The sequence below is a fragment of the Pseudomonas prosekii genome (assembly GCF_900105155.1).
Lineage (GTDB): Bacteria > Pseudomonadota > Gammaproteobacteria > Pseudomonadales > Pseudomonadaceae > Aquipseudomonas > Aquipseudomonas prosekii.
This window is the reverse complement of sequence record NZ_LT629762.1, coordinates 5,154,015-5,175,527: the sequence shown is the minus strand read 5'-3', so window position 1 is coordinate 5,175,527 and position 21,513 is coordinate 5,154,015. Positions and strand designations below refer to the sequence as shown.

General features: G+C 61.6%; 18 protein-coding genes. 10 read left to right on the top strand and 8 right to left on the bottom strand.

Annotation, left to right across the window (positions count from 1 at the left end; all coding sequences use genetic code 11):
• Positions 1 to 586: 586 nt before the first annotated feature.
• Complete coding sequence (locus tag BLU01_RS23215) at positions 587 to 1,420, top strand: aldo/keto reductase (protein WP_092279874.1); 834 nt, start codon at positions 587 to 589, stop codon at positions 1,418 to 1,420.
• Positions 1,421 to 1,496: 76 nt separating this feature from the next.
• Entirely contained in the window at positions 1,497 to 1,967 is a 471-nt protein-coding gene (locus BLU01_RS23210; protein WP_092279872.1) for a DUF1810 domain-containing protein, read from the top strand.
• On the opposite strand, the gene BLU01_RS23205 is transcribed toward BLU01_RS23210, so the two are convergent.
• Positions 1,932 to 4,292 carry a DNA polymerase II gene (locus BLU01_RS23205; protein ID WP_092279870.1) on the bottom strand — a complete coding sequence of 787 codons (2,361 nt, stop codon included), beginning with the start codon at positions 4,290 to 4,292 and terminating at the stop codon, positions 1,932 to 1,934. The two genes, BLU01_RS23210 and BLU01_RS23205, sit on opposite strands and share 36 nt — an antisense overlap.
• Positions 4,293 to 4,491: 199 nt before the next feature.
• Between BLU01_RS23205 and BLU01_RS23200 the strand changes: the two genes are divergently transcribed.
• On the top strand, positions 4,492 to 4,932 hold the full coding sequence (locus tag BLU01_RS23200) for a CBS domain-containing protein (protein WP_092279868.1): 441 nt from the start codon (positions 4,492 to 4,494) through the stop codon (positions 4,930 to 4,932).
• 156 nt (positions 4,933 to 5,088) lie between these two features.
• Here the strand turns inward: BLU01_RS23200 and BLU01_RS23195 are convergent, their stop codons facing one another.
• On the bottom strand, positions 5,089 to 5,712 hold the full coding sequence (locus tag BLU01_RS23195) for a glutathione S-transferase (protein WP_092279866.1): 624 nt from the start codon (positions 5,710 to 5,712) through the stop codon (positions 5,089 to 5,091).
• 146 nt (positions 5,713 to 5,858) lie between these two features.
• Between BLU01_RS23195 and BLU01_RS23190 the strand changes: the two genes are divergently transcribed.
• From BLU01_RS23190 to BLU01_RS23175, 4 genes are all read left to right on the top strand, one after another.
• The gene (locus BLU01_RS23190; protein WP_092279864.1) at positions 5,859 to 6,653 is read left to right on the top strand and encodes a DUF4349 domain-containing protein; all 795 of its coding nucleotides are present in this window, start codon (positions 5,859 to 5,861) and stop codon (positions 6,651 to 6,653) included.
• 992 nt (positions 6,654 to 7,645) lie between these two features.
• A complete protein-coding gene (locus tag BLU01_RS23185) occupies positions 7,646 to 8,167 on the top strand; it encodes a DUF3455 domain-containing protein (protein WP_092281722.1) in 522 nt (173 codons plus the stop codon).
• A 116-nt stretch (positions 8,168 to 8,283) separates the two neighbouring features.
• A complete protein-coding gene (locus BLU01_RS23180; RefSeq protein ID WP_408003124.1) occupies positions 8,284 to 8,817 on the top strand; it encodes a sigma-70 family RNA polymerase sigma factor in 534 nt (177 codons plus the stop codon).
• Positions 8,814 to 9,521 carry an anti-sigma factor gene (locus tag BLU01_RS23175; protein ID WP_092279860.1) on the top strand — a complete coding sequence of 236 codons (708 nt, stop codon included), beginning with the start codon at positions 8,814 to 8,816 and terminating at the stop codon, positions 9,519 to 9,521. Before BLU01_RS23180 ends, BLU01_RS23175 begins: the two co-directional genes overlap by 4 nt.
• Positions 9,522 to 9,714: 193 nt before the next feature.
• On the opposite strand, the gene BLU01_RS23170 is transcribed toward BLU01_RS23175, so the two are convergent.
• Entirely contained in the window at positions 9,715 to 10,806 is a 1,092-nt protein-coding gene (locus BLU01_RS23170) for a DUF1615 domain-containing protein (protein WP_092279858.1), read from the bottom strand.
• Between the two features lie 311 nt (positions 10,807 to 11,117).
• On the opposite strand from BLU01_RS23170, the gene BLU01_RS23165 reads away from it, so the two are divergent.
• Positions 11,118 to 13,346 (top strand): TonB-dependent receptor, encoded by a 2,229-nt coding sequence (locus tag BLU01_RS23165; protein WP_092279856.1) that lies wholly within the window; start codon positions 11,118 to 11,120, stop codon positions 13,344 to 13,346.
• A gap of 652 nt (positions 13,347 to 13,998) precedes the next feature.
• Here BLU01_RS23165 and hemB read toward each other — a convergent pair.
• The 3 genes from hemB to BLU01_RS23150 all read right to left on the bottom strand — a co-directional run bounded on the left by hemB (position 13,999) and on the right by BLU01_RS23150 (position 16,944).
• Positions 13,999 to 14,973 carry a porphobilinogen synthase gene (hemB, locus tag BLU01_RS23160; protein WP_092279854.1) on the bottom strand — a complete coding sequence of 325 codons (975 nt, stop codon included), beginning with the start codon at positions 14,971 to 14,973 and terminating at the stop codon, positions 13,999 to 14,001.
• A 405-nt stretch (positions 14,974 to 15,378) separates the two neighbouring features.
• Positions 15,379 to 16,221, bottom strand: coding sequence for a PhzF family phenazine biosynthesis protein (locus tag BLU01_RS23155; RefSeq protein WP_092281720.1), 843 nt, complete (start codon positions 16,219 to 16,221; stop codon positions 15,379 to 15,381).
• Between the two features lie 24 nt (positions 16,222 to 16,245).
• Complete coding sequence (locus BLU01_RS23150) at positions 16,246 to 16,944, bottom strand: glutathione binding-like protein (protein ID WP_092281718.1); 699 nt, start codon at positions 16,942 to 16,944, stop codon at positions 16,246 to 16,248.
• 315 nt (positions 16,945 to 17,259) lie between these two features.
• Between BLU01_RS23150 and BLU01_RS23145 the strand changes: the two genes are divergently transcribed.
• Together BLU01_RS23145 and BLU01_RS23140 are read left to right on the top strand one after the other, a co-directional pair.
• Positions 17,260 to 17,934 carry a histidine phosphatase family protein gene (locus BLU01_RS23145; protein WP_092279852.1) on the top strand — a complete coding sequence of 225 codons (675 nt, stop codon included), beginning with the start codon at positions 17,260 to 17,262 and terminating at the stop codon, positions 17,932 to 17,934.
• Between the two features lie 92 nt (positions 17,935 to 18,026).
• On the top strand, positions 18,027 to 19,082 hold the full coding sequence (locus tag BLU01_RS23140; protein ID WP_092279850.1) for a permease: 1,056 nt from the start codon (positions 18,027 to 18,029) through the stop codon (positions 19,080 to 19,082).
• Positions 19,083 to 19,192: 110 nt separating this feature from the next.
• Here the strand turns inward: BLU01_RS23140 and mnmH are convergent, their stop codons facing one another.
• Positions 19,193 to 20,296 (bottom strand): tRNA 2-selenouridine(34) synthase MnmH, encoded by a 1,104-nt coding sequence (gene mnmH, locus BLU01_RS23135; protein ID WP_092279848.1) that lies wholly within the window; start codon positions 20,294 to 20,296, stop codon positions 19,193 to 19,195.
• On the bottom strand, positions 20,296 to 21,330 hold the full coding sequence (gene selD / locus BLU01_RS23130; protein ID WP_092279846.1) for a selenide, water dikinase SelD: 1,035 nt from the start codon (positions 21,328 to 21,330) through the stop codon (positions 20,296 to 20,298). The genes mnmH and selD overlap by 1 nt, the downstream gene beginning before the upstream one ends.
• Positions 21,331 to 21,513 lie beyond the last annotated feature (183 nt).

Below are 21,513 nucleotides of genomic sequence, written 5' to 3'. Positions count from 1 at the left end.
GCGATGGCGGTCTACCAGGTAACACTCGATTACCTGACCCACCGCCTTCGCGAGCAAGCTCAGCTCCTACAGGTTCCGGGGGTGACTCCATAATCCAACCAACCCCACAAATCCCCTGTAGGAGTGAGCCTGCTCGCGATAGCGGTGGATCAGCCAACATGTAATCACCTGACCCACCGCCTTCGCGAGCAAGCTCAGCTCCTACAGGGTCCGGGGGTGAACCCATAATCCAAACAACCCCACAAATCCCCTGTAGGAGTGAGCCTGCTCGCGATAGCGATCTACCAGGCAACACTCGATTACCTGACCCACCGCTTTCGCGAGCAAGCTCAGCTCCTACAGGTTCCGGGGGTGAACCCGGAATCCAAACAACCCCACAAATCCCCCTGTGGGAGCGAGCTTGCTCGCGATGGCGGTGGATCAGCCCACATGTAATCACCTGACCCACCGCTTTCGCGAGCAAGCTCAGCTCCTACAGGGTCCGGGGTGAATCCGAAATCCAGGCATCCCCACCATCCCACGGGAACCCATGCGTCTTTCTGCTGCCCATTGTTGTATCGATTGTGTTTAGCGAAGGAGGTTTTGCATGCGTACTCTCGAACTGGCCGGCGTTGCGGTTCCTGTGATCGGCCAGGGCACTTGGCGGATGGGTGAGGATCGCTCGGCGCACAAATTCGAAGTCGCGGCCCTGCGCCAAGGCATCGACCTTGGCATGACGCTGATCGACACCGCCGAAATGTACGCCGAGGGCGGCGCCGAGGAAGTGGTCGGCGAAGCCATCGCCGGCCGCCGTGATCAGGTGTTTCTGGTGAGCAAGGTCTACCCGCACAACGCCAGTCGCAAGGGCATTCCTCAAGCAATCGAGCGCAGTCTGCGGCGGATGAACACCGACTACATCGACCTGTACCTGCTGCACTGGCGCGGCCAATACCCTCTGGAAGAAACCGTCGAGGCCTTCGAACGCCTGCGCGAAGAAGGCAAGATCGGCCGCTGGGGCGTATCCAATTTCGACCTCGACGATATGCACGAACTGGCCTCAGTCTCCCCGGCCAACGCCTGCGCAACTAATCAAGTGCTGTACAACCTCGAAGAACGCGGCATCGAATTCGACCTGCTGCCGTGGAGCCAGCAACAGCGCTTGCCGGTCATGGCCTACTGTCCGATCGGCCAGGGCGGGCATATGCTCGGGAACCCAGCGCTGGCACAAGTCGCCGCCCGTCACGCAGCGTCGCCGGCACAGGTTGCGCTGGCATGGTTACTGCGCCAGGACAACGTTATCGCCATCCCCAAAGCGGTCCGCCCCGAGCACGTGACGCTCAACGCGCAAGCGGCACAACTGAAGCTGGACGCTGCGGACCTGACGGCGCTGGACCAAGCATTTCGTGCGCCACAACGAAAGCAGCGGCTGGCCATGGTCTGAGCCATCGCGTGCAGAGCGTTTCCACATGAAGAGCGTTTCCACATGAAGAGCGTTTCCACATGAAGAGGGCTTCCATATGAGAAGCACTGATCAGCTCGACTCGTTCAATTTGCCGCGCTTCGTCCACGCGCAGGACCCGGTGTTCGTGCGGGTCGAGGAAGAATTGCGCAACGGCAAAAAACGTAGCCACTGGATGTGGTTCATCTTCCCGCAGATCGCCGGCCTGGGCGGCAGCGAGATGTCGCGCCACTTCGCCATCAGCGGCGCCGAAGAGGCGACTGCCTACCTCAATCACCCGCTGCTGGGTCCACGTTTGCGCGCCTGCACGCAATTAGTGCTCAACGTCAAACAACGCTCGGTGGCCGATATTTTCGGCCATCCCGACGACTTGAAATTTCATTCGTGCATGACCCTGTTCGCGCAGGTCGCGCCCGAGGGCAGCGTATTTCATCAGGCGCTGGAGCGTTATTTTCACGGCATTCAGGACGACTGGACGCTGTCGCTGCTGGACCTAAAACAGGCCCAGTTGCCCACCAATCAGGGTTGAAAAGTCGTCATCGACAAAGGGCAAAATCGCGTCGGCGACCGGTTGCAGTTGGCGGGTTACGTAGTGGTCGTAATCAATCGGCGCGCTGCGGATTTCCAGCGGTTCCGGCCCGGCAACCGTGATCACGTAGCTGATCCAGCCGCCATTCTGATATTGCAGCGGCCGGCCCTGCTGCTCGTTGTAGGCATCAGCCATGCGCGCGGCGCGCACGTGTGGCGGGACGTTGCGTTCGTAGTCGTCGAGGGTCCGGCGCAGGCGCTTGCGATATATCAGCCGATCATCGAATTCACCCGCCAGGGTTTTGCGCACGTAGTCGCGCACGTAATCCTGATAAGGCTTGCGATAAAAAATCAGCGAATACAGCTCCTGCTGAAACTGCCGGGCCAGCAGCGACCAATCGGTGCGCACGGTTTCCAGGCCCTTGTAGATCATTTCATCAGTGCCGTCGGCGCGAGTGACCAGCCCGGCGTAGCGTTTTTTGCTGCCCTCCTCGGCACCGCGAATGGTCGGCATCAAAAAGCGTTTGTAGTGCGTTTCGAACTGCAATTCCAAGGCGCTTTCGAGCCCATATTCCTCTTGCACATGCTCGCGCCACCACTGGTTGACGTGGTCGACCAGCGCGCGGCCGATCTGCGCCGCTTCTTCCTGACCGTGCGCGCGGCGCAGCCAGACGAAAGTTGAGTCGGTGTCGCCGTAGATCACCGCGTGGCCCTGGGCTTCGATCAACTGCCGGGTGCGCAGCATGATTTCGTGGCCGCGCAAGGTGATCGACGACGCCAATCGCGTATCGAAAAACCGGCAACCGCTGGAACCGAGCACGCCGTAGAACGCGTTCATGATGATTTTCAGCGCTTGGGACAGCGGCGCATTGTGCTCGCGCTTGGCGGTTTCGCGGCCCTCGGCCACTCGCGCGACGATCGCCGGCAGGCAATGCCGGGTGCGGGAAAAACGCGCGCCACGAAAGCCCGGCACCGACTCGCTGTCCTTTGGATGTTTGAGGCCGTCGATCAGCCCGACCGGGTCGATCAGGAACGTGCGAATGATCGACGGATAAAGACTTTTGTAATCGAGCACCAACACCGACTCGTACAAACCCGGTTGCGAATCCATGACAAAACCGCCGGGGCTTGCCTCCGGTGGTTTGCCGCCAAGGTTCGGCGCAACAAAGCCCTGACGGTGCATCAGCGGCATGTACAAATGGGTGAACGCCGCCACCGAGCCACCGCTGCGATCGGCCGGCAAACCGGTGACGCTGGCGCGTTCGAGGAGGAACGTCAGCAGTTCGGTCTTGGCGAAGATCCGCGTGACCAGTTCGCAGTCCTTGAGGTTGTAAGTCGCGAGCGCCGGTTTGTCCTCGGCGAACATGCGGTTGATTTCGTCCATGCGCTGGTACGGCGTGCTGATTGCCTTGCCTTCGCCGAGCAGGGTTTGCGCGACGTTTTCGAGGCTGAACGAGGGAAAACTCCAGGTCGCCGAGCGCAGCGATTCGATGCCGTCGATGATCAGCCGCCCGGCCGCCGAGGCGAAAAAATGATTGCGACTGCCGTGCTCGCGCCACTGCATTTCTTCGCCGCCACGCCCCAGTTTCAGCGGCACCCCGAGGCGTCTGGCGTGTTCGTGAAGGACACGCAAATCGAACTGCACGACGTTCCAGCCGATGATCGCGTCGGGGTCGTGGCGGGCAAACCATTCGTTGAGTTTTTTCAGCAGCGTGGTGCGGCTGTCGCAGTATTCGAGCTGGAAATCCACGGCGCTGGCATCGCCATTCGGCGGGCCGAGCATGTACACCTGACGCTCGCCGCAGCCTTCGAGGCCAATCGAATAGAGCTCGCCACGGGCGGTGGTTTCGATGTCGAGCGAGACCAGTCGCAGGTTCGGCCGATAACCCGGCGCCGGTTTCATTTGCGCGTCGAGCAGCAGACCGTCGTCACCCGGCGTGCCGCCGAACAGCACCGGCGCGGTGATGAAGCGCTCCATCATGTAACGCTCGGGCGGGCGCACATCGCCTTCGAACATCTCGACGCCGGCCTTGCGCAGCGTGGTTTCGAGGCGCATCAACTGATTGTGCTGCTGGCAATACAGCCCGAGCACCGGCCGATGTTCGAAATCGATCAGCGCCAGCGGCCGCAATTCGACGTTTTTTTCGCCGTGCAGCACGGTTTCAGCCTGCTCGCGCTGCACGGCCGGGATAAAAGCTACGGACGGTTGATGTGGCAAACGAATGCGCCGAGGCCCGGCATCGGTCGCCAGCCAGAACTCGACTTCCGTGCCGGCCGGGGTGTCGCGCCAATGCCGGGTCAGGACGAAGCCCTGCTGTAAATCCACCGCTGTAACCTCAAGGTTTGATTCGAGTGAGGATTCTACCCGTCATTGCCCACGGTGACGCCGCTTCATCCGCGACAGAATTCTCAAAGAAAAAACGCCAAATGGCGTTTTTTGCGTGTTATCTGCCGTTTTCTGCCTTGCCCTCAGCGCTTGCGTCTACGATTCTTCAAGGACAACGACAACACCTAGAGAAACCACCATGAAAACCGTCGCCCAACTGCTCAAGTTAAAGGCCCAGCAAAATCAGCAAGTGCACACCATCGCGCCACATCAGATGGTGCTGGAAGCGCTAATGGTGATGGCCGCGAAGAACGTGGGTGCGCTGCCGGTAGTCGCCAATGGTGAGGTCGTAGGCATCATCAGCGAGCGTGACTACGCGCGCAAACTGGTGCTCAAGGGGCGTTCTTCGGTCGGTACGCCGGTCAGCGAAATCATGGTTTCGCCGGTGATTACCGTGGACACTCACCAAACCGTCGAAACCTGCATGGGCATCATGTCGGAGAAGCGCCTGCGGCACTTGCCGGTGGTCGAGAACGGCCAGCTGATCGGGCTGCTGTCGATCGGCGACCTGGTGAAGGAGGCAATTGCCGAACAGGCGGAATTGATCAAGCAACTGGAACAGTACATTCGCGGCGAGTGATCGTACTCGATCGCAGACCTGATACATCCCCCCTGTAGGAGCGAGGCTTGCCCGCGAAAGCGGTGTGTCAGCAAACATTTGTTCCGACTGACACGGCCTATTCGCGGGCAAGCCTCGCTCCTAAAGGGTTTTCTGTGTGGGTCGAAAGCCATTGGCTCAAGCCGGCCAATGCCGCTCAAACACCGGCGCCAGGGTCGGGTGTTTGTCGATGCGGGTCAGCCAGGCATAAAACCCCGGCCGCGCAGTGCGCAAGTGCTCGCGGCTGCCGGCCCAGCGCGACACCACGGCCGCCAGCACATCCAGCGCGCCGGGCGTTTCGTCGTCCAGGTATAGCTCGGCGGAAAACTGGTCGGCAAACACCTCCCAACTCCAGTGCAGGCGCTGGCGTGCGCCGGCAATCAGGTTCTCGCGCGAGGCGTCATCGGCCGCGACCAGCCAGCGCTCCGGGTAATCGATGATGCCAATCGCCGCGTAGCAATTGCTGACGATGTAGACCAAACCGCGAATCGCCTGATCACGTTCCGCCGGGTCATCCGGCAGCAGCCCCGAGGACGGAAACGTCAGGCCGAGGTGAATCAGGATCGCCGCGCTCTCGGTGAGGATGCTGCCGTCGGGCAGTTCCAGGGTGGGGATCTGTTTCAGCGGGTTGAGTTTCGCCAGCGCGTGCGCCGACTCCGCCGACCCGTCAACGTCGATAAAACGATAAGCAATCTCGCAGAGTTCGAGGGCTGCTTCGATCGCCGCCGCGCCGGAATTCTGGTGTCCGTAAAGCTGATACATTTCGCGCCCTCCCGCGAGCAAACAGTCAGTCGGTAGACGGCTGGCCAGCCGAGCATGTTCCCTGCCATTTAGCCGAATGATGCAGGTAAGATGCGCCAACCCGGGACGCACCGTTGCCGTCCCGCCGCACATTTCAAGGAAAGAACATGCGCCACCCGGCCGGCAAACTCGCCTCAAAGCCCCGTCTCTATTGGTTCCTGCTGGCCAGCCTGGCCCTGAGCGGCTGCGGGCCCAGCGAACGTTCGTCATCGGCCAGTCTAGCCGGTGAACAGGGACGCGGCGGCGCAATGCTCGCTTATGAGCACGATGTGCAATTGAAACTGCCGGAAGCGCAAATCGTCCCGCGCCTGCAGGCCAGTCGCGCAGCCTGTGAAACCGCGAAGTTCGGCGCCTGCAATGTGTTGCGCATCGAGCAAGGCGCCGGCCGCGCCGAGATCACCTTGCGCATCGTCCCTGCCGGCATCGAGCCGTTGGTCGCGATGGCTGCCGAGGGTGGCGAACTGGGCCAGCGCATCACCACCGCCGAAGACCTCGCCGACGCGGTGGACAACACCCGCCGCCAGCAGGAACGGCTCAAGGCCCAACAACAGCGCCTTGATGAACTGGCGAGCCGCCGCGACATCAGCGTCAGCGACCTGGTGGTGCTGAGCAAGGAACAGGCGAGCATCGAAAACGATCTGCAAGCCTTGGCGCAAGTCGCCGCCGGCCATCAGCGACGCCTGGACACCAATCGCATCACCCTGTCATTCGAGCCAACCGCGGCCAGCAATCGCGCGTCGAACCTGAGCCGGGCGTTCAGCAATCTGCTCGACAACCTGGCCGACGGCGCCGTGGATGCGCTGGAGAAAGGCAGTTACGTGCTGCCATTCTTGATTCTGGCGTTCCCGTTGTTGATGTTGTGGGTCTGGCTGTGGCGCAAATTTGTCCGTCGCCGCACCTGAGCCCGCCACCCCCCAATCCCCCTGTAGCAGCGGTCGAGCTCCGCGAGGCCGCGTTCGGCGGCGCAGCCGTCGCCAAGTGAACACGCGGCGCATCAGGGAAACCGTGAATGCCGGGTCTACGACGGCTGCGCCGCCGAACGCAGCCTCGCGGAGCTCGGCAGCTGCTACATCGAAAGGCGTCGCGCCCAAACCCGCCACACCCCAATCCCCTGTAGCAGCGGTCGAGCCCAGCGAGGCCGCGTTCGGCGGCGCAGCCGTCGCCAAGTGAACACGCGGTGTATCAGGGAAACCGTGAATGCCGGGTCTACGACGGCTGCGCCGCCGAACGCAGCCTCGCGGAGCTCGGCAGCTGCTACACCGAAAGGCGTCGCGCCCAAGCCCGCAACACCCCAATCCCCCTGTAGCAGCGGTCGAGCCCAGCGAGGCCGCGTTCGGCGGCGCAGCCGTCGCCAAGTGAACACGCGGCGCTTCAGGGCAATCGCGAATGCCGGGTCTACGACGGCTGCGCCGCCGAACGCAGCCTCGCGGAGCTCGGCAGCTGCTACATCGAAAGGCGTCGCGCCCAAACCCGCCACACCCCAATCCCCTGTAGCAGCGGTCGAGCCCCGCGAGGCCGCGTTCGGCGGCGTAGCCGTCGCCAAGTGAACACGCGGCGTTTCAGGGCAATCGTGAATGCCGGGTCTACGACGGCTGCGCCGCCGAACGCAGCCTCGCGGAGCTCGGCAGCTGCTACACCGAAAGGCGTCGCGCCCAAGCCCGCAACACCCCAATCCCCCTGTAGCAGCGGTCGAGCCCAGCGAGGCCGCGTCCGGCGGCGCAGCCGTCGCCGGGTGAACACGCGGTGTATCAGGGACACCGTGAATGCCGGGGAGCGGGAATCTGGCCTGAAAATTTATTTTTGGCGCGCTGCATCCAAAGTGCTTCGTCGTGGGTAGTACCTGTAGCAGCACCTGATGCTGCCGAGCGGGTTACCCCTTACGGAGAGAAAAATGATGAACGCCAAACAGCTGCTGTGCCTTGCCGGTCTGTTCGCCGCCGTACCTTTCGCCAATGCGCAAAGCGACTTGCCGGACAGTGTCAAAGTCCCCGCCGGGCACAAGGTCGCCATGCAAACCACCGGGGTGGGCGAGATCACTTACGAATGCCGGGACAAGGCCAACGCGGCCGGCCAGACCGAATGGTTTTTCGTCGGCCCCAAAGCCGTGCTCAATGACAGCAGCGGCAAACAGGTCGGCACCTATTTCGGCCCGCCAGCCACCTGGCAGGCCAAGGACGGTTCCAAAGTCACCGGCACGCAATTGGCCGTCGCGCCGTCGAGTCCGGGCAACCTGCCCTATCAACTGGTCAAAGCCAATCCCGCCGAAGGCAAAGGCGCGATGACTGGCGTCAGCTACATTCAGCGCGTGGCCCTCAAGGGTGGCGTGGCGCCGACCAGCGAATGCGCGGCGGCCAACAAGGGCAAGCAGGAAGTGGTGAAGTATCAGGCGGACTACATCTTCTGGACCGCCAGCTAAGCCGGGCACAGCTCAGCCACGCCCGACCGTTTGTTCGGGCGTCGCACCTACCCATGTCGGGATTGTTTGCTAGATTGCATGGACCATCCCGACTTCAGCGGTTGCGCACAGTGTCCTTGCCTGAACTTTCTTTTGATTACGAAGCCCATTTGGCTGCTTGCGGGCGTGGCGAGCGTCAGGCCCTGCACGCGTTGTATTTGCAGGAGAGCCCGCGCTTGCTCGGCGTCGCCAAACGGCTGGTCGGTGACACGGCGCTGGCCGAGGACATCGTCCACGATGCGTTTATCAAGATCTGGTCCGGTGCCGCCGGTTTCGACTCGGCTCGTGGTTCGGCGCGCGGCTGGATGTTCAGCGTGACCCGGCATCTGGCGCTGAATGTGATTCGCAACCATCGCCGCGAAACGCCGCTGATGGATGACTTCGAACCGCCGTTCCACGATTCAACTGAATCGCCCGAATCGCTCGACCCGGCCGGACGCATCCACCGCTGCCTGGAACAACTCGACCCCGAACGCCGCAGCTGCATCCTGCACGCTTACGTCGACGGTTATTCCCACGCGCAAATCTCGGCCAGACTCGGCACGCCGCTGGGCACGGTCAAAGCCTGGATCAAGCGCAGCCTCACAGCCTTGCGGGAGTGCATGGGATGACGAACGAAACCCCGGAAGAACTCGACGAACTGGCCAGCGAATATGTGCTCGGCACACTGCCGGCGCAGCAGCGCCACGAGGTCCAACAACGCCTGCGCCATGAGCCGGCGTTGCAGACTGCGGTGGATGCGTGGGAGCGGCGTTTGCTCGGTTTGACTGATCTGGCCGAGCCACAAACACCCTCGCCGCACCTGTGGCGACGGATCGAGCGCAGCGTCAACGAACTGCGCCGGCCAGCGCCGAGCTCTGCACCTCGGGGAGCGTCGTGGTGGAATTTATTGCCGCTGTGGCGCGGCCTCGCCGGTGCCGGGTTGGCCGCCAGTCTGCTGCTCGGCGCGTTATTGCTGACTCAGGCGACGGTCAAACCGACCTATCTGGTGGTGCTGGTCGGCCCGCAAGACAAGGCGCCGGGCTGGGTGATTCAGGCGAGCAATCCGCGAGAAATCCAGCTGATTCCGTTGGGCGTGTTCGAAGTTCCTAGCGACAAGGCCCTGGAGTTCTGGACCAAAGGTGATGACTGGCAGGGCCCAGTATCGCTGGGCTTGGTGAAACCTGGGCAAACGCTGTCGGTGCCGCTGGACAAGCTGCCGCCGCTGCAACCCAACCAATTGTTCGAGTTGACGCTTGAGGGCGCCAATGGCTCGCCGATTGGCAAGCCGACCGGGCCGATTCAGTTCATCGGCCGCGCGGTGAAAGTGATCTGAAGCGAACAGGGATTCAGCAGCGTTGTGGCTGACACCGTTCTATATGGAAACCTCCTGAGGAAGCCTCCTGTGGGAGCCGAGCTTGCTCGCGATCGCGGTCTGTCGTTCAACTCAGTGTTGACTGACATGGCCCCATCGCGAGCAAGCTCGGCTCCCACAGCGATCCTCGGCGGATCAGCCTCAGATAAAACGCTCAACCGCCCTTGGCCATGCAGCGCCGGTAACGCTCATCGACGCGTTTGGCGAACCACGCCGTGGTCAGTTTGCGGGTGATTTTCGGGCTCTGCAGCACGATCCCCGGCAACACCGCTCGCGGCAACGCGCGGCCTTCAGCCTGTTCGGCCAGGGCGAAAACCCGCTGATACAGCTTGGTTTCCTCGAATTCGAGGCTGTTGCCCTTCTCCAACTGATCGCGAATTGTCGGGTTGCGCATGCCCAGTTGTTTGCCGAGGGCGCGCACCGCCAGTTCCGTGGTGCCAGGCATGATCGAGCCGTAGCGGATCAGATCGCCGTCCAGCGCCAGCGGAATGCCCGAGGCACGGCTCAAGGCATTTTGGAACGCCGCGTTACGGCTGGCGTACCACCCGGCGTTGAAGTCGGCAAAGCGGTACAGCGGTTCGGTATAGCTCACCGGATAACCGAGCAAATGGGCGATGCCGAAGTACATGCCGCCGCGACGGCTGAACACTTCGTGGCGGATCGAACCCTCGACCGGGTACGGATAATTGCGCGCCTGCTGCTCGGCGAATTCGATGCTGACCTGCATCGGCCCACCGGTGTGCACCGGGTTGAAGCCGCCAAACAAAGTGCGGCCCATCGGCACCATGCCGATGAAGTCATCGAAGATCGCGCTGAGTTCTTTTTCGCTGCGCGCCGCATTCAGACGGCTGCTGTAACTCTTGCCGTTCGGCGAACTGACCTGCAGCGCGCCGTTCACCAGCAGGTTGGGGATATGCACTTTGGCCGCGCGCCGGTTGATTTCGTCACGGGCGATTTTGCCCAGGCCCGGCACGCTCGGATCAACCTGAAAGGTCGATTCCTGCTCGGTCACCGCCAGCACCGAGCAGAGGTTTTGCGTGGTCGGCGAAATCTCCTGCGCGGCGAAAGCGGCATAGATATCCGTCGCCCAGCCTTCACGGTCGACGGTTTTCGCCGGCAATAGCCGCACAATCTGCGCCTTCACCTCAGCAGGTTTGCGCGCCGGCGCTTCGTCGGTTTGCCGCGTGCTGCAACCGGCCAAAACCAGCAGTGCGGCGATGCTCATGATCAATCGGGGGGCGTACATGGTGCTCCAGAATTCCGTTCAGCCGAGGTCAACCATACGATCAATCGTGTGGCGCAGGCTATGACTCTGGGCATCTTCCACTGTTCCCGAGCTCCCTCATTCCCCTTGTAGCAGCTGCCAAGCCCCGCCGGACGCAGCCTCGCTGGGGCTCGGCAGCTGCTACAGGATTTGGGTTGCAAGTGGTGTGATGACAAACTGATTGCAGGATGTGACTGAGAAAACCTATCATTCGCGCCTGGAGTCGTATTTGCGCAAGGAGTTCCCCGCGCCGTCAATTTCCATACCAGCGGCGCGCCGCCAGGATCGACACAATGCTCACTCCAACCCGCTCCGGCGTTCCATTTCGCCCGACGTTGCTTGCCCTGTTTTGCGCCCTCTCTGTTTCCGCTCTGCCTGTTTGCGTGCAAGCCGCCACCGCCGAAGATGACAGCAAAGCCTTGGTGCTGGACGACGTAAACGTCAACGCCCAGGCCCCGACTGCCGCAGCCGCCCTGCCCCCGGTGTATGCCGGCGGTCAGGTCGCGCGCGGCGGCCAATTGGGCGTGTTGGGCAATCAGGACATGATGGACGTGCCGTTCAGCATGGCTTCCTACACCGAACAGTTGATCCAGGACCAACAGGCTGAAGACGTCGCCGACGTGCTGCTCAACGATTCTTCGGTGCGCCAGGCGTCCGGTTTCTCCAACCAGGCACAGATCTTCATGATCCGCGGCTTGCCGTTGACCGGCGACGATATTTCCTACAACGGCCTGTACGGCGTCCTGCCGCGCCAGATCATTTCCACTGACGCTCTGGAGCGCGTGGAAGTGTTCAAAGGCCCGAACGCCTTCATTAACGGCGTGACCCCGACCGGCTCCGGCATCGGCGGCGGCGTCAACTTGCAACCCAAGCGTGCCGGTGACGTGCCGCTGCGTCGCTTCACCACCGACATCAACGACGAAGGTCGCCGCGGCCAGCACCTCGACCTCAGTCAGCGTTTCGGTGAAGACAACCGTTTCGGCGCGCGGGTCAACCTCGCCCAGCGTGAAGGCGACACCGGCATCGACCACGAGAATCAGCGCTCGAAACTGTTCTCGGTCGGCCTCGATTATCGCGGCGACGCGCTGCGCATTTCCGGCGATTTCGCCTACCAGAAACAGCGCGTCAACGGCGGGCGCAACACGGTCAACCTCGGCAACACCACGCACATCCCGGACGCGCCATCGGCGGACACCAACTACGCGCCGAAATGGGGTTTCACCGAGATCGAAGACACGTTCGGCATGCTCCGCGCCGAGTACGATCTCAACGACAACTGGACCGCCTACGCCGCTGGCGGCGCCAAGCACACTCGCGAAACCGGGCTCTACAATTCGACCACGCTGGTCGGCAACAGCGGCGCTTCGACCACCACCGGTTCGTTCATCCCGCATGACGAAGACAACACCAGCGTCATGGCCGGCCTCAATGGCCGATTCGCCACCGGCCCGGTCACCCACAAACTGAATTTCGGCCTCGCCGGGATCTGGACCGAACAGCGCAGCGCTTACGATTTCGACCTGACGCGCTACTCCAACAACATCTATCACCCGGTGAACACACCGGCGCCGGTCGGCAATTTCTCGGGCGGCGACCTCAACGATCCGGGCATCGTCGGCAAGTCGTTCAACCGCAGCGCCGCCGTATCCGACACCCTCGGTTTCTTCGACGATCGCCTGTTGCTGACCGTCGGTCTGCGCCGCCAGCAGTTGGTGGTCCAGGGTTACGGTTATGCGCCTTACGGCTCCGGCAGCCGCACTTCGGCCTATGACGAATCGATCACCACGCCGGTCTACGGCATCGTGTTCAAGCCGTGGGACCACGTGTCGTTCTACGCCAACCGCATCGAAGGTTTGGCAGAAGGTCCGACCTCGCCGACCACTTCCGGCAACTTGATCGTGACCAACGGCAACGAAGTCTATGCGCCGGCCCGTTCGAAGCAGGTTGAAGCCGGGGTCAAAATTGACATGGGCACCTACGGCGCCAGCCTCGGCGTGTACCGTATCGAGCAGCCGAGCGACGGTTACTCGATCGCTACCAGCGCGACCACGGCGGAATATGTGCGTGAAGGCGAGCAGGTCAACAAGGGCGTCGAGCTCAACGTCTTCGGCGAACCGATTGACGGCTTGCGCCTGATCAGCGGCTTGACGCTGATGGACACTGAACTGAAAAACACCCAGAACGGCGCCAACGACGGCAACCGCGCGATCGGCGTGCCGACCTTTCAGTTCAACGCGGGCGTGGATTGGGACGTGCCGGGCCTGCAGGGCGTAGCGCTGAACGCGCGGATGTTGCGTACCGGCGGCCAGTACGCCGACGCGGCGAACAACCTCAGCCTGCCGACCTGGAATCGCTTTGACGCCGGCGCGCGTTATGGCTTCAAGGTTGACCAGAAAGACGTGACGTTGCGCTTGAACGTCGAAAACCTGGCCAATGAGAAATACTGGGAATCGGCCCAGGCTGGTTACCTGACCCAAGGCGAACCGCGCGTGGCGAAGTTGTCCGGCACCATCGACTTCTGATTTGCGCCGCTTGAAACAAGGCACAGCAGCTGAATGGCTGCGGGGCTTTTTTTATCCACCGAATAAGCCGAAGGCCCAAAAAATCCCCTGTAGGAGCTGAGCTTGCTCGCGAATGCGGTGGGTCAGCTTGCATCGGTTTGGCTGACACATCGCTATCGCGAGCAAGCTCGCTCCCACAGGGGATTGGATGTGTCTACAAAATCTCGGACCAACACAAAAATCTGTAGGAGCTGAGCTTGCTCGCGAATGCGGTGGGTCAGCTTGCATCTGTGTTGGCTGACACATCGCTATCGCGAGCAAGCTCGCTCCCACAGGGGGACTGGATGTGTCTACAAAATCTCGGACCAACGAAAAATCCCCTGTACGAGCTGAGCTTGCTCGCGAATGCGGTGGGTCAGCTTGCATCTGTGTTGGCTGACACATCGCTATCGCGAGCAAGCTCGCTCCCACAGGGGGACTGGATGTGTCTACAAAATCTCGGACAAACGCAAAATCCCCTGTGGGAGCTGAGCTTGCTCGCGAATGCGGTGGGTCAGCTTGCATCTGTGTTGGCTGAACTACCGCCATCGCGAGCAGGCTCACTCCTACAGGGGGATTGGATGTGTCTACAAAATCCCAGACCAACGCAAAACCGTTGTGGGCGTGGGGCTGGTCAGATCCCGGCCAGGGCCAGGTCCATGGCGAAGTAGGTGAAGATCAGGTCGGCGCCGGCGCGTTTGATGGCGCCGAGGCTTTCGCGGACCACGCGGTCTTCGTCAATTGCGCCGGCCTGGGCCGCGAATTTGATCATCGCGTACTCGCCGCTGACCTGGTACGCCGACAGTGGCAAACGCGACACTTCGCGGATGTCGCGGATGATGTCCAGGTACGCGCCGGCCGGTTTGACCATCAGCGCGTCGGCGCCTTCCTGTTCGTCCAGCAGCGATTCGCGCACCGCTTCGCGGCGGTTCATCGGGTTCATCTGGTAGCTTTTGCGATCACCTTTCAACGCGCTGCCGCCGGCCTCGCGGAACGGGCCATACAGCGCCGAGGCGAATTTGGTCGAATACGCCATGATCGCCGTTTGGGTGAAACCGGCTTCATCCAGCGCGCGGCGAATCGCCAGAACCTGGCCATCCATCGCTGCCGACGGGGCGATCACATCAGCGCCAGCACGTGCCGCCGCCACCGCTTGTTTGCCCAGATTGACCAGCGTCTGGTCGTTGTCGACTTCATGGTTGTGCACCACGCCGCAGTGGCCGTGATCGGTGTATTCGCAGAAGCAGGTGTCGGACATGACGATCATTTCCGGCACCGCATCCTTGGCGATCCGCGCCATGCGCGACACCAGACCGTTGCCGTTCCAGGTGTCGCTGCCGGTGCTGTCCAGATGGTGGGAGACGCCGAAGGTCATCACCGATTTGATCCCGGCATTGGCGTAACGCTCGATCTCGCCCGCCAGTTTCGACTCGGGAATGCGCATTACGCCGGGCATGCTTTTGATCGGTACGAAGTCGTCGATTTCTTCCTCGACGAAAATCGGCAGCACCAGGTCATTCAGGCTGAATTCGGTTTCCTGGAACAGGCTGCGCAGGCTCGCATTGCGGCGCAGACGGCGTGGACGTGCTTCGGGGAACTGGCTGGACATGGGCATTCCTGGGAAAACGGCGATAAGACAAAAGTATCAGGGCGCGAAGCTTATGCCCTGTCAGGCGCCGGGCACAAACATCAGGCTGGAAAAAAACCGTTACCGCTCCGGCAATAATTGCCGTCGGGCGCATCCATTTGCCATGAAGGAACATAAATCCCTGTAGGAGCGAGCCTGCTCGCGATGGCGCCGTGTCAGGCGACATTAATAGTGACTGAGCGACCGCTATCGCGAGCAGGCTCGCTCCTACAGGGGGTGATGGCAACCATAAAATCTGCGGCCACCCGAGTTCAAATGTGGGAGCGAGCTTGCTCGCGATGGGGTCATGTCAGGCGACATTTATCGTGACTGAGCGACCGCTATCGCGAGCAGGCTCACTCCCACAAGTTTGGCGGCGGTAGGCGGTTACAGCGTCAATGTGCCGTCGATGCAGGTCACTGCCGCGCCGCCGATCCAGATTTCATCGCCGATCCGTTCCACTTGAATGCGCCCGGCGCGGCCCATGCTCAGGCCCTGGCTGACCACATACGATTCAGGCGCCAGCCCTGCGCCCAGCAACCATTGCGCGATGCCAGCGTTGAGGCTGCCGGTGGCCGGGTCTTCGGGCATGCCGTCGCCGGAGATAAACGCGCGAACTTCGAACTGCGCGTTATTGCCGTCACGCTCGGCGTTCCACGGCGCGATCACCCCCACCGCCAGGCCAAGCATCTGCGAATGATCCGGTTGCAAATCCAGCACCTGCTGGCGATCTTCGACCATCACCGCCAACCAGCCCGCACCGTTATCCACCCATTGCGCGCGAACGATCGCCGCTGCCGGCAACCCGAGCCCGCGTCGAACGCGCTCCAGCACATCAGCCTCGACCGGCCCGGTGCGCAACAGCGGCGGCGCGAGAAACGCCAACTGCGCGCCCTGTCGGCGAATCCGTACCAGCCCGACGCCGCATTCCTGAATGACCTCGTCACCCTGCGGCACGCCGCCCGCCTCCAGCCACGCATGACAAGTGCCCAACGTCGGATGCCCGGCAAACGGCAGCTCGGACAGCGTGGTGAAAATCCGCACCCGGTAATCGGCGCGCGGGTCGCGGGGCTCCAGCACAAACGTGGTTTCGCTGAGATTGGTCCAGCTCGCGAACGCCGCCATGCGCTCATCACTGAGCCCGTCAGCGTTGAACACCACCGCTAACGGATTGCCCTTGAGCGGCGTGCGACTGAACACATCGACTTGTTTGAACGAATAAGAGCGCATGGCCATCCTTGATCCTGAACAACGTTACTTGGGAATTTCCAGACCCCGGATCACCGCCGGCCGCGCGAGGAAGCGCTGCAGCACGCGGAGGATATTCGGGAAGTTGCTGATGCCGACCAGATCGCCAGCCTCATAAAAGCCGATCAGGTTACGAATCCATGGAAACGTCGCGATGTCGGCAATCGTGTAGCGCTCGCCCATGATCCAGTCGCGCCCGTCCAGGTGTTTATCGAGGACCTTGAGCAGGCGTTTGCTTTCCTCGACGTAACGATCACGCGGCCGTTTGTCCTCGTAATCCTTGCCGCCGAATTTATTGAAGAAACCCACCTGGCCGAACATCGGCCCGATACCGCCCATCTGAAACATCAACCACTGAAGAGTCTCGTAACGCGCCGCCGACTCCTGCGCGAGTAACTGGCCACTTTTGTCGGCGAGGTAGATCAGAATCGCCCCGGACTCAAACAACGGCATTGGCTGATCACCGGGCCCGTGGGGGTCGATGATCGCCGGGATCTTGTTGTTCGGGTTCAGCGACATGAACTCCGGCGACAGCTGATCATTGCTCTCGAAACTCACCCGATGCGGCTCGTACGGCAGGCCGATTTCTTCGAGCATGATCGAGACCTTGACGCCGTTAGGAGTCGGCAAGGAATAGAGTTGAACCCAGTCGGGGTACTGGGCCGGCCATTTTGCACTGATTGGGAACGCCGAGAGATCGGTCATGGGGTCATCTACACAGACATTGGAACGCCGATCATAAGGGACGATCGACTGGTTCGGCAGCAGCATTTTCAGCTCATCCATCTGTTCATAAATAATTCCGCAACATCCTGTCAATATCCTTCACCCACAGCATCAAAGGTTGCCGTTAAAGTGCTGCGCACTCGCGGCAATCGAACCAAATTGGCATCAGAGACTCTGAGCACTGCCCATTATGGAAACGGACCGCACCACGACAGGGAAAACACTCGAGGCTGGACGCCCCCGGTGTAAAGGTTTGTCAGCCTTAATCGAATACGCTGAAGAACCCTTTATTCAATGATCAATCTTCTGAAATTCGCCCAACGTTTCAAGCATCGCGCTTATGTCGTCCTGCCGACCGTGCTCGCGGCAAGTGCGCTGTTCCTGTCACTGGAGTCGAGCGAGAGCCGCGCCCAACCGGCCGACGGCACCCAGACCCTGGTGTTCCTGCGCCACGCCGAAAAACCCGATGGCGGCCTCGGTCAGCTCAATTGCCAGGGGCTGAACCGTGCGATCAACCTGTCGACGTTGCTGCCAGAGAAATTCGGCAAGGCTGACTATGTGTTTGCTGCCAACCCGACGCGCAATGTCGAGGAAGGCGAGTTGGACAATTCCTACAGCTACATTCGTCCCCTGATGACCATCAGCCCCAGCGCGATCAAGCTCGGTTTGCCGGTGAACATCGAATACTCGGCCAATGACACCAGTGATCTGGCCGACGAATTGCTCGAAGACAAGTATCACAACTCGATCATCTACACCGCGTGGTCCCACGGCTACCTGCCCGAGCTGATCAACAAGGTCGCTGGCGACGCGGTCGGCAAGAAGCAGAACATCACCGATGACTGGGAATCGAGCGACTTCGATTCGCTGTACGTGCTGACCCTGACCTGGCACAACGGCAAGGCCAGCCTGCAGAGCCACACTTACAAACAAGGGCTGGATAACGGTTCGCAGGCCTGTCCTACATAACCGGTCGGCGACGTCCCACGCGTTGCCGCGACCCCGTGTGAGAAGAGGCTGGGCTATCATGAGCGCAACTTCTTCTTGCCCGGAACCTCACCATGTCGCTCTCAACCGCCGCCACCCCCGCCCGGGGCTGGTCATTCTGGTGGAAACCCGCCCTGTTCCTGCTGGTCGCCTGCGTCGGCCTGTATTACGTCAAATGGTCGCCGTACTACGTCAAGGCCTTCGTCGCCGCTGACAGTCACAGCATCGGCGCCTCGATCATCAACGATCAATTGGCCGACCCACTGGCCGCTGCGCTGGCGTATGCCAAGGTGTATTTCCTCGCGATCTGGAAAGCCGCGGTGCTCGCGGTAATTCTCGGTTCCCTGTTGCAAGTATTGATTCCACGAGACTGGCTGCTGCGCCTGTTCGGCCGCGCCGGTTTTGCCTCGACCCTGCGCGGCGGCCTGTTCGCCCTGCCCGGCATGATGTGCTCGTGCTGCGCCGCCCCGGTGGCCGCCAGCATGCGCCGGCAGAATGTCTCGGTCGGTGCCGCGCTGGCGTTCTGGATCGGCAACCCGGTGCTCAACCCGGCGACGCTGGTGTTCATGGGTTTCGTGCTCGGCTGGGGTTTCACCGCGTTGCGCCTGGTGGCGGGCATCGTGCTGGTGTTCGGAGTGTCGTGGGTGGCGCAGCGGATTTCCGGCCCGGAAGTCTTGCCTGAAGCCGCTGTCGAAGCGGTCGCCGAGGCTCGCGAAGTCGATTCGCAACCCTTCCTGACGCGCTGGGGCCGGACGATCTGGCAACTGTTCTGGAGCACCATTCCGATCTACATCCTGGCGGTGCTGGTGCTCGGCGCGGTGCGCGTCTGGGTGTTCCCGCACATTGACGGCGCGATGGCCGACAGCCTGTTGTGGCTGGTGCCGCTGGCGATCATCGGCACGCTGTTCGTGATCCCGACTGCTGCGGAAATCCCGATCGTGCAAACCATGATGACCCTGGGCATGGGCACTGCGCCGGCGGTTGCGCTGCTGATGACGCTGCCGAGCATCAGCCTGCCGTCGCTGCTGATGCTGCGCAAGGATTTCGATACGCGGGTGTTGGTCAGCGTGGCGCTGATGACGATGGCGATTGGTGTGGTGTGCGGGCTGATTGGGGCGGCGTTGCTTTAAGGGATTGAGCGGCTTATCGGGCCTCTTCGCGGGCGAGCCTCGCTCCTACAGGTTGTATGCGACCACTGTAGGAGCGAGGCTTGCCCGCGAAAGCGTCAGCCCGGACAACATCAAACCCGCCGACTATTCCGCTCGCGCAAGTACTCAATCACCGCCCCGCGCTCCCCGGCGAACTCGATCCGCGTGCCTTTTTTCTCACGCTGAAAGGCATACATCGGGTCGTAATATTCGCTGAGCAAACCCTCGATCCACGCCCTATGCAGATCCACTGCACCGCTGCGCGCCTGTTCGATCAACGCCTCTTCCATCAGCAGCAACATGCGCCGATGGCGTTCGCCGCCGAGGCGTTTTTGCACGTTGTTGAGACTTTCCAGCAAGCGCTCGGAAAACAGCGCGAAGCCTTCTTCGCCATGCACCTCGATGAATTCGGCGCACAGGTCGACCACGTAATCTTGCAAGATCCGCTCGACACGTCCTTCAAGGCTGTCTTCGAGCCAGACCATCGGGAACTGCTGCATGCCTTGGTACAGCGGCAGCGGCAACGCGCAACTGCCCACCGCGCGGCTCTCGTCTTCCAGCACAAATTGCTCGATGCCTTGGGCGCGCTTCTTCAGCACGTCCACCGCCAGGCGGTTTTCAAAGTCGATATTCGAGGGTTGGCCGGTGGCGCGTTTGCCGAAACTGGAGCCGCGATGATTGGCGTAACCCTCCAGATCGAGGCCGTTGTTCAGTTGCACCAGCACTTCGGTCTTGCCGGTGCCAGTCATGCCGCCGAGCAGGACAAAATCGCATTGCGCAATCGCCTGATCAACCGTCTCCAGCAAGAACGTGCGCATGGCTTTGTAACCACCGCCGATCCGCGGATAGTCAATGCCCGCCTCGTCCTTGAGCCAGTGCTGGACGGTCTGCGAGCGCAAGCCGCCGCGAAAACAATACAAATAACCGTCAGGATGCGCTCGGGCAAAATCAGCCCAGGCCTGGATACGTTCAGCCTTGATGTCGCCCGAGACCAATTGATGGCCGAGGGTGATCGCCGCTTCCTGGCCGTGCTGTTTGTAGCAAGTGCCGATGCGTTGGCGTTCGTGGTCGTTCATCAGCGGCAAGTTGACCACGCCGGGGAACGAGCCCTTGAGAAACTCGACCGGCGCGCGCGCGTCCATCATCGGTCGGTCGTTGAGAAAGATGTCGCGGTAATCGGTGTATTCGATGGGCATCAAAACACCTCGACCGCGTTGGTCTGTCGCTCGACCAATTCGCCGATTGGTTGAAGATCGAGGCCGAGTTCGGCGGCGACTGCGAGGAACTCTGCATTACCCTCGGGCGTGACCGCGATCAGCAGACCGCCGCTGGTTTGCGGGTCGCACAATACGCGTTTGTGCAGTTCCTGCAGACGCCCGAGTTTGCTCGCGTAGCTGTCGAAGTTGCGCAAGGTGCCGCCGGGCACGCAGCCCTGTTCGAGGTAATACTCCACGCCGGCCAGACGTGGCACGCGTTGGTATTCGATGCGCGCGGTAACGTTGCTGCCATCGGCCATTTCCACCAGATGGCCGAGCAGGCCGAAACCGGTGACGTCGGTCATCGCGGTGACGCCGGCCAGTTTGCCGAAGCGGCTGCCGGGTTTGTTCAGCGTGCACATCCAGTCGCGAGCAAGGCCGATGTCGGCGTTGCGCAATTTGCCCTTCTTCTCGGCGGTGGTGAGGATGCCGATGCCCAGCGGTTTGGTGAGGTACAACTGGCAGCCGACGGTGGCGGTGTCGTTGCGTTTCATGTGGCGTTTTTGCACGAGGCCGGTGACGGCGAGGCCGAAGATCGGCTCCGGGGCGTCGATGGAATGGCCGCCGGCCAGCGGAATCCCGGCTTCATCGCAGATCGAGCGACCGCCGCGAATCACTTCGCGGGCGATTTCCGGGGCCAGCACATTGACCGGCCAGCCGAGGATCGCGATCGCCATCAAGGGATCGCCGCCCATCGCATAGATGTCGCTGATCGCGTTGGTGGCGGCGATGCGGCCGAAGTCGAACGGGTCGTCGACGATCGGCATGAAGAAGTCAGTGGTGGAGACTACGCCGCGTTCGTCGTCGATGGCGTAGACCGCCGCATCGTCGCGCGAGGCGTTGCCGACCCAGAGGTTCGGGTCGAGGTTTTGCGCGCCGCTGCCGGCCAGGATCACTTCCAGGACCTGCGGGGAAATCTTGCAACCGCATCCTGCGCCGTGGCTGTATTGGGTCAGACGAATCGGCTCGCTCATGGGTGCACCTTGTGGGGTCAATTGCCGGCGATTCTAGCAGACCGGATTGATCTCGACGTTTCGGGCCGCATCGCGAGCAGGCTCACGCAAGAAATATGATCGTTCCTGCGCTCCGCGTTGGAGCGATCAACACACCGCCTCAACTGATCGCACAAAAAAAACCGCCCTTGCGGGCGGCTAAAA

What these genes read in the sequence shown, in the direction of transcription:
- BLU01_RS23215 (WP_092279874.1), top strand. Translation starts at nt 587, where the DNA reads ATGCGTACTCTCGAACTGGCCGGCGTTGCGGTTCCTGTGATCGGCCAG.
- BLU01_RS23210 (WP_092279872.1), top strand. Translation starts at nt 1,497, where the DNA reads ATGAGAAGCACTGATCAGCTCGACTCGTTCAATTTGCCGCGCTTCGTC.
- BLU01_RS23200 (WP_092279868.1), top strand. Translation starts at nt 4,492, where the DNA reads ATGAAAACCGTCGCCCAACTGCTCAAGTTAAAGGCCCAGCAAAATCAG.
- BLU01_RS23195 (WP_092279866.1), bottom strand. Translation starts at nt 5,712, where the DNA reads ATGTATCAGCTTTACGGACACCAGAATTCCGGCGCGGCGGCGATCGAA.
- BLU01_RS23190 (WP_092279864.1), top strand. Translation starts at nt 5,859, where the DNA reads ATGCGCCACCCGGCCGGCAAACTCGCCTCAAAGCCCCGTCTCTATTGG.
- BLU01_RS23185 (WP_092281722.1), top strand. Translation starts at nt 7,646, where the DNA reads ATGAACGCCAAACAGCTGCTGTGCCTTGCCGGTCTGTTCGCCGCCGTA.
- BLU01_RS23175 (WP_092279860.1), top strand. Translation starts at nt 8,814, where the DNA reads ATGACGAACGAAACCCCGGAAGAACTCGACGAACTGGCCAGCGAATAT.
- BLU01_RS23170 (WP_092279858.1), bottom strand. Translation starts at nt 10,806, where the DNA reads ATGTACGCCCCCCGATTGATCATGAGCATCGCCGCACTGCTGGTTTTG.
- BLU01_RS23165 (WP_092279856.1), top strand. Translation starts at nt 11,118, where the DNA reads ATGCTCACTCCAACCCGCTCCGGCGTTCCATTTCGCCCGACGTTGCTT.
- hemB (WP_092279854.1), bottom strand. Translation starts at nt 14,973, where the DNA reads ATGTCCAGCCAGTTCCCCGAAGCACGTCCACGCCGTCTGCGCCGCAAT.
- BLU01_RS23155 (WP_092281720.1), bottom strand. Translation starts at nt 16,221, where the DNA reads ATGCGCTCTTATTCGTTCAAACAAGTCGATGTGTTCAGTCGCACGCCG.
- BLU01_RS23150 (WP_092281718.1), bottom strand. Translation starts at nt 16,944, where the DNA reads ATGACCGATCTCTCGGCGTTCCCAATCAGTGCAAAATGGCCGGCCCAG.
- BLU01_RS23145 (WP_092279852.1), top strand. Translation starts at nt 17,260, where the DNA reads ATGATCAATCTTCTGAAATTCGCCCAACGTTTCAAGCATCGCGCTTAT.
- BLU01_RS23140 (WP_092279850.1), top strand. Translation starts at nt 18,027, where the DNA reads ATGTCGCTCTCAACCGCCGCCACCCCCGCCCGGGGCTGGTCATTCTGG.
- mnmH (WP_092279848.1), bottom strand. Translation starts at nt 20,296, where the DNA reads ATGCCCATCGAATACACCGATTACCGCGACATCTTTCTCAACGACCGA.
- selD (WP_092279846.1), bottom strand. Translation starts at nt 21,330, where the DNA reads ATGAGCGAGCCGATTCGTCTGACCCAATACAGCCACGGCGCAGGATGC.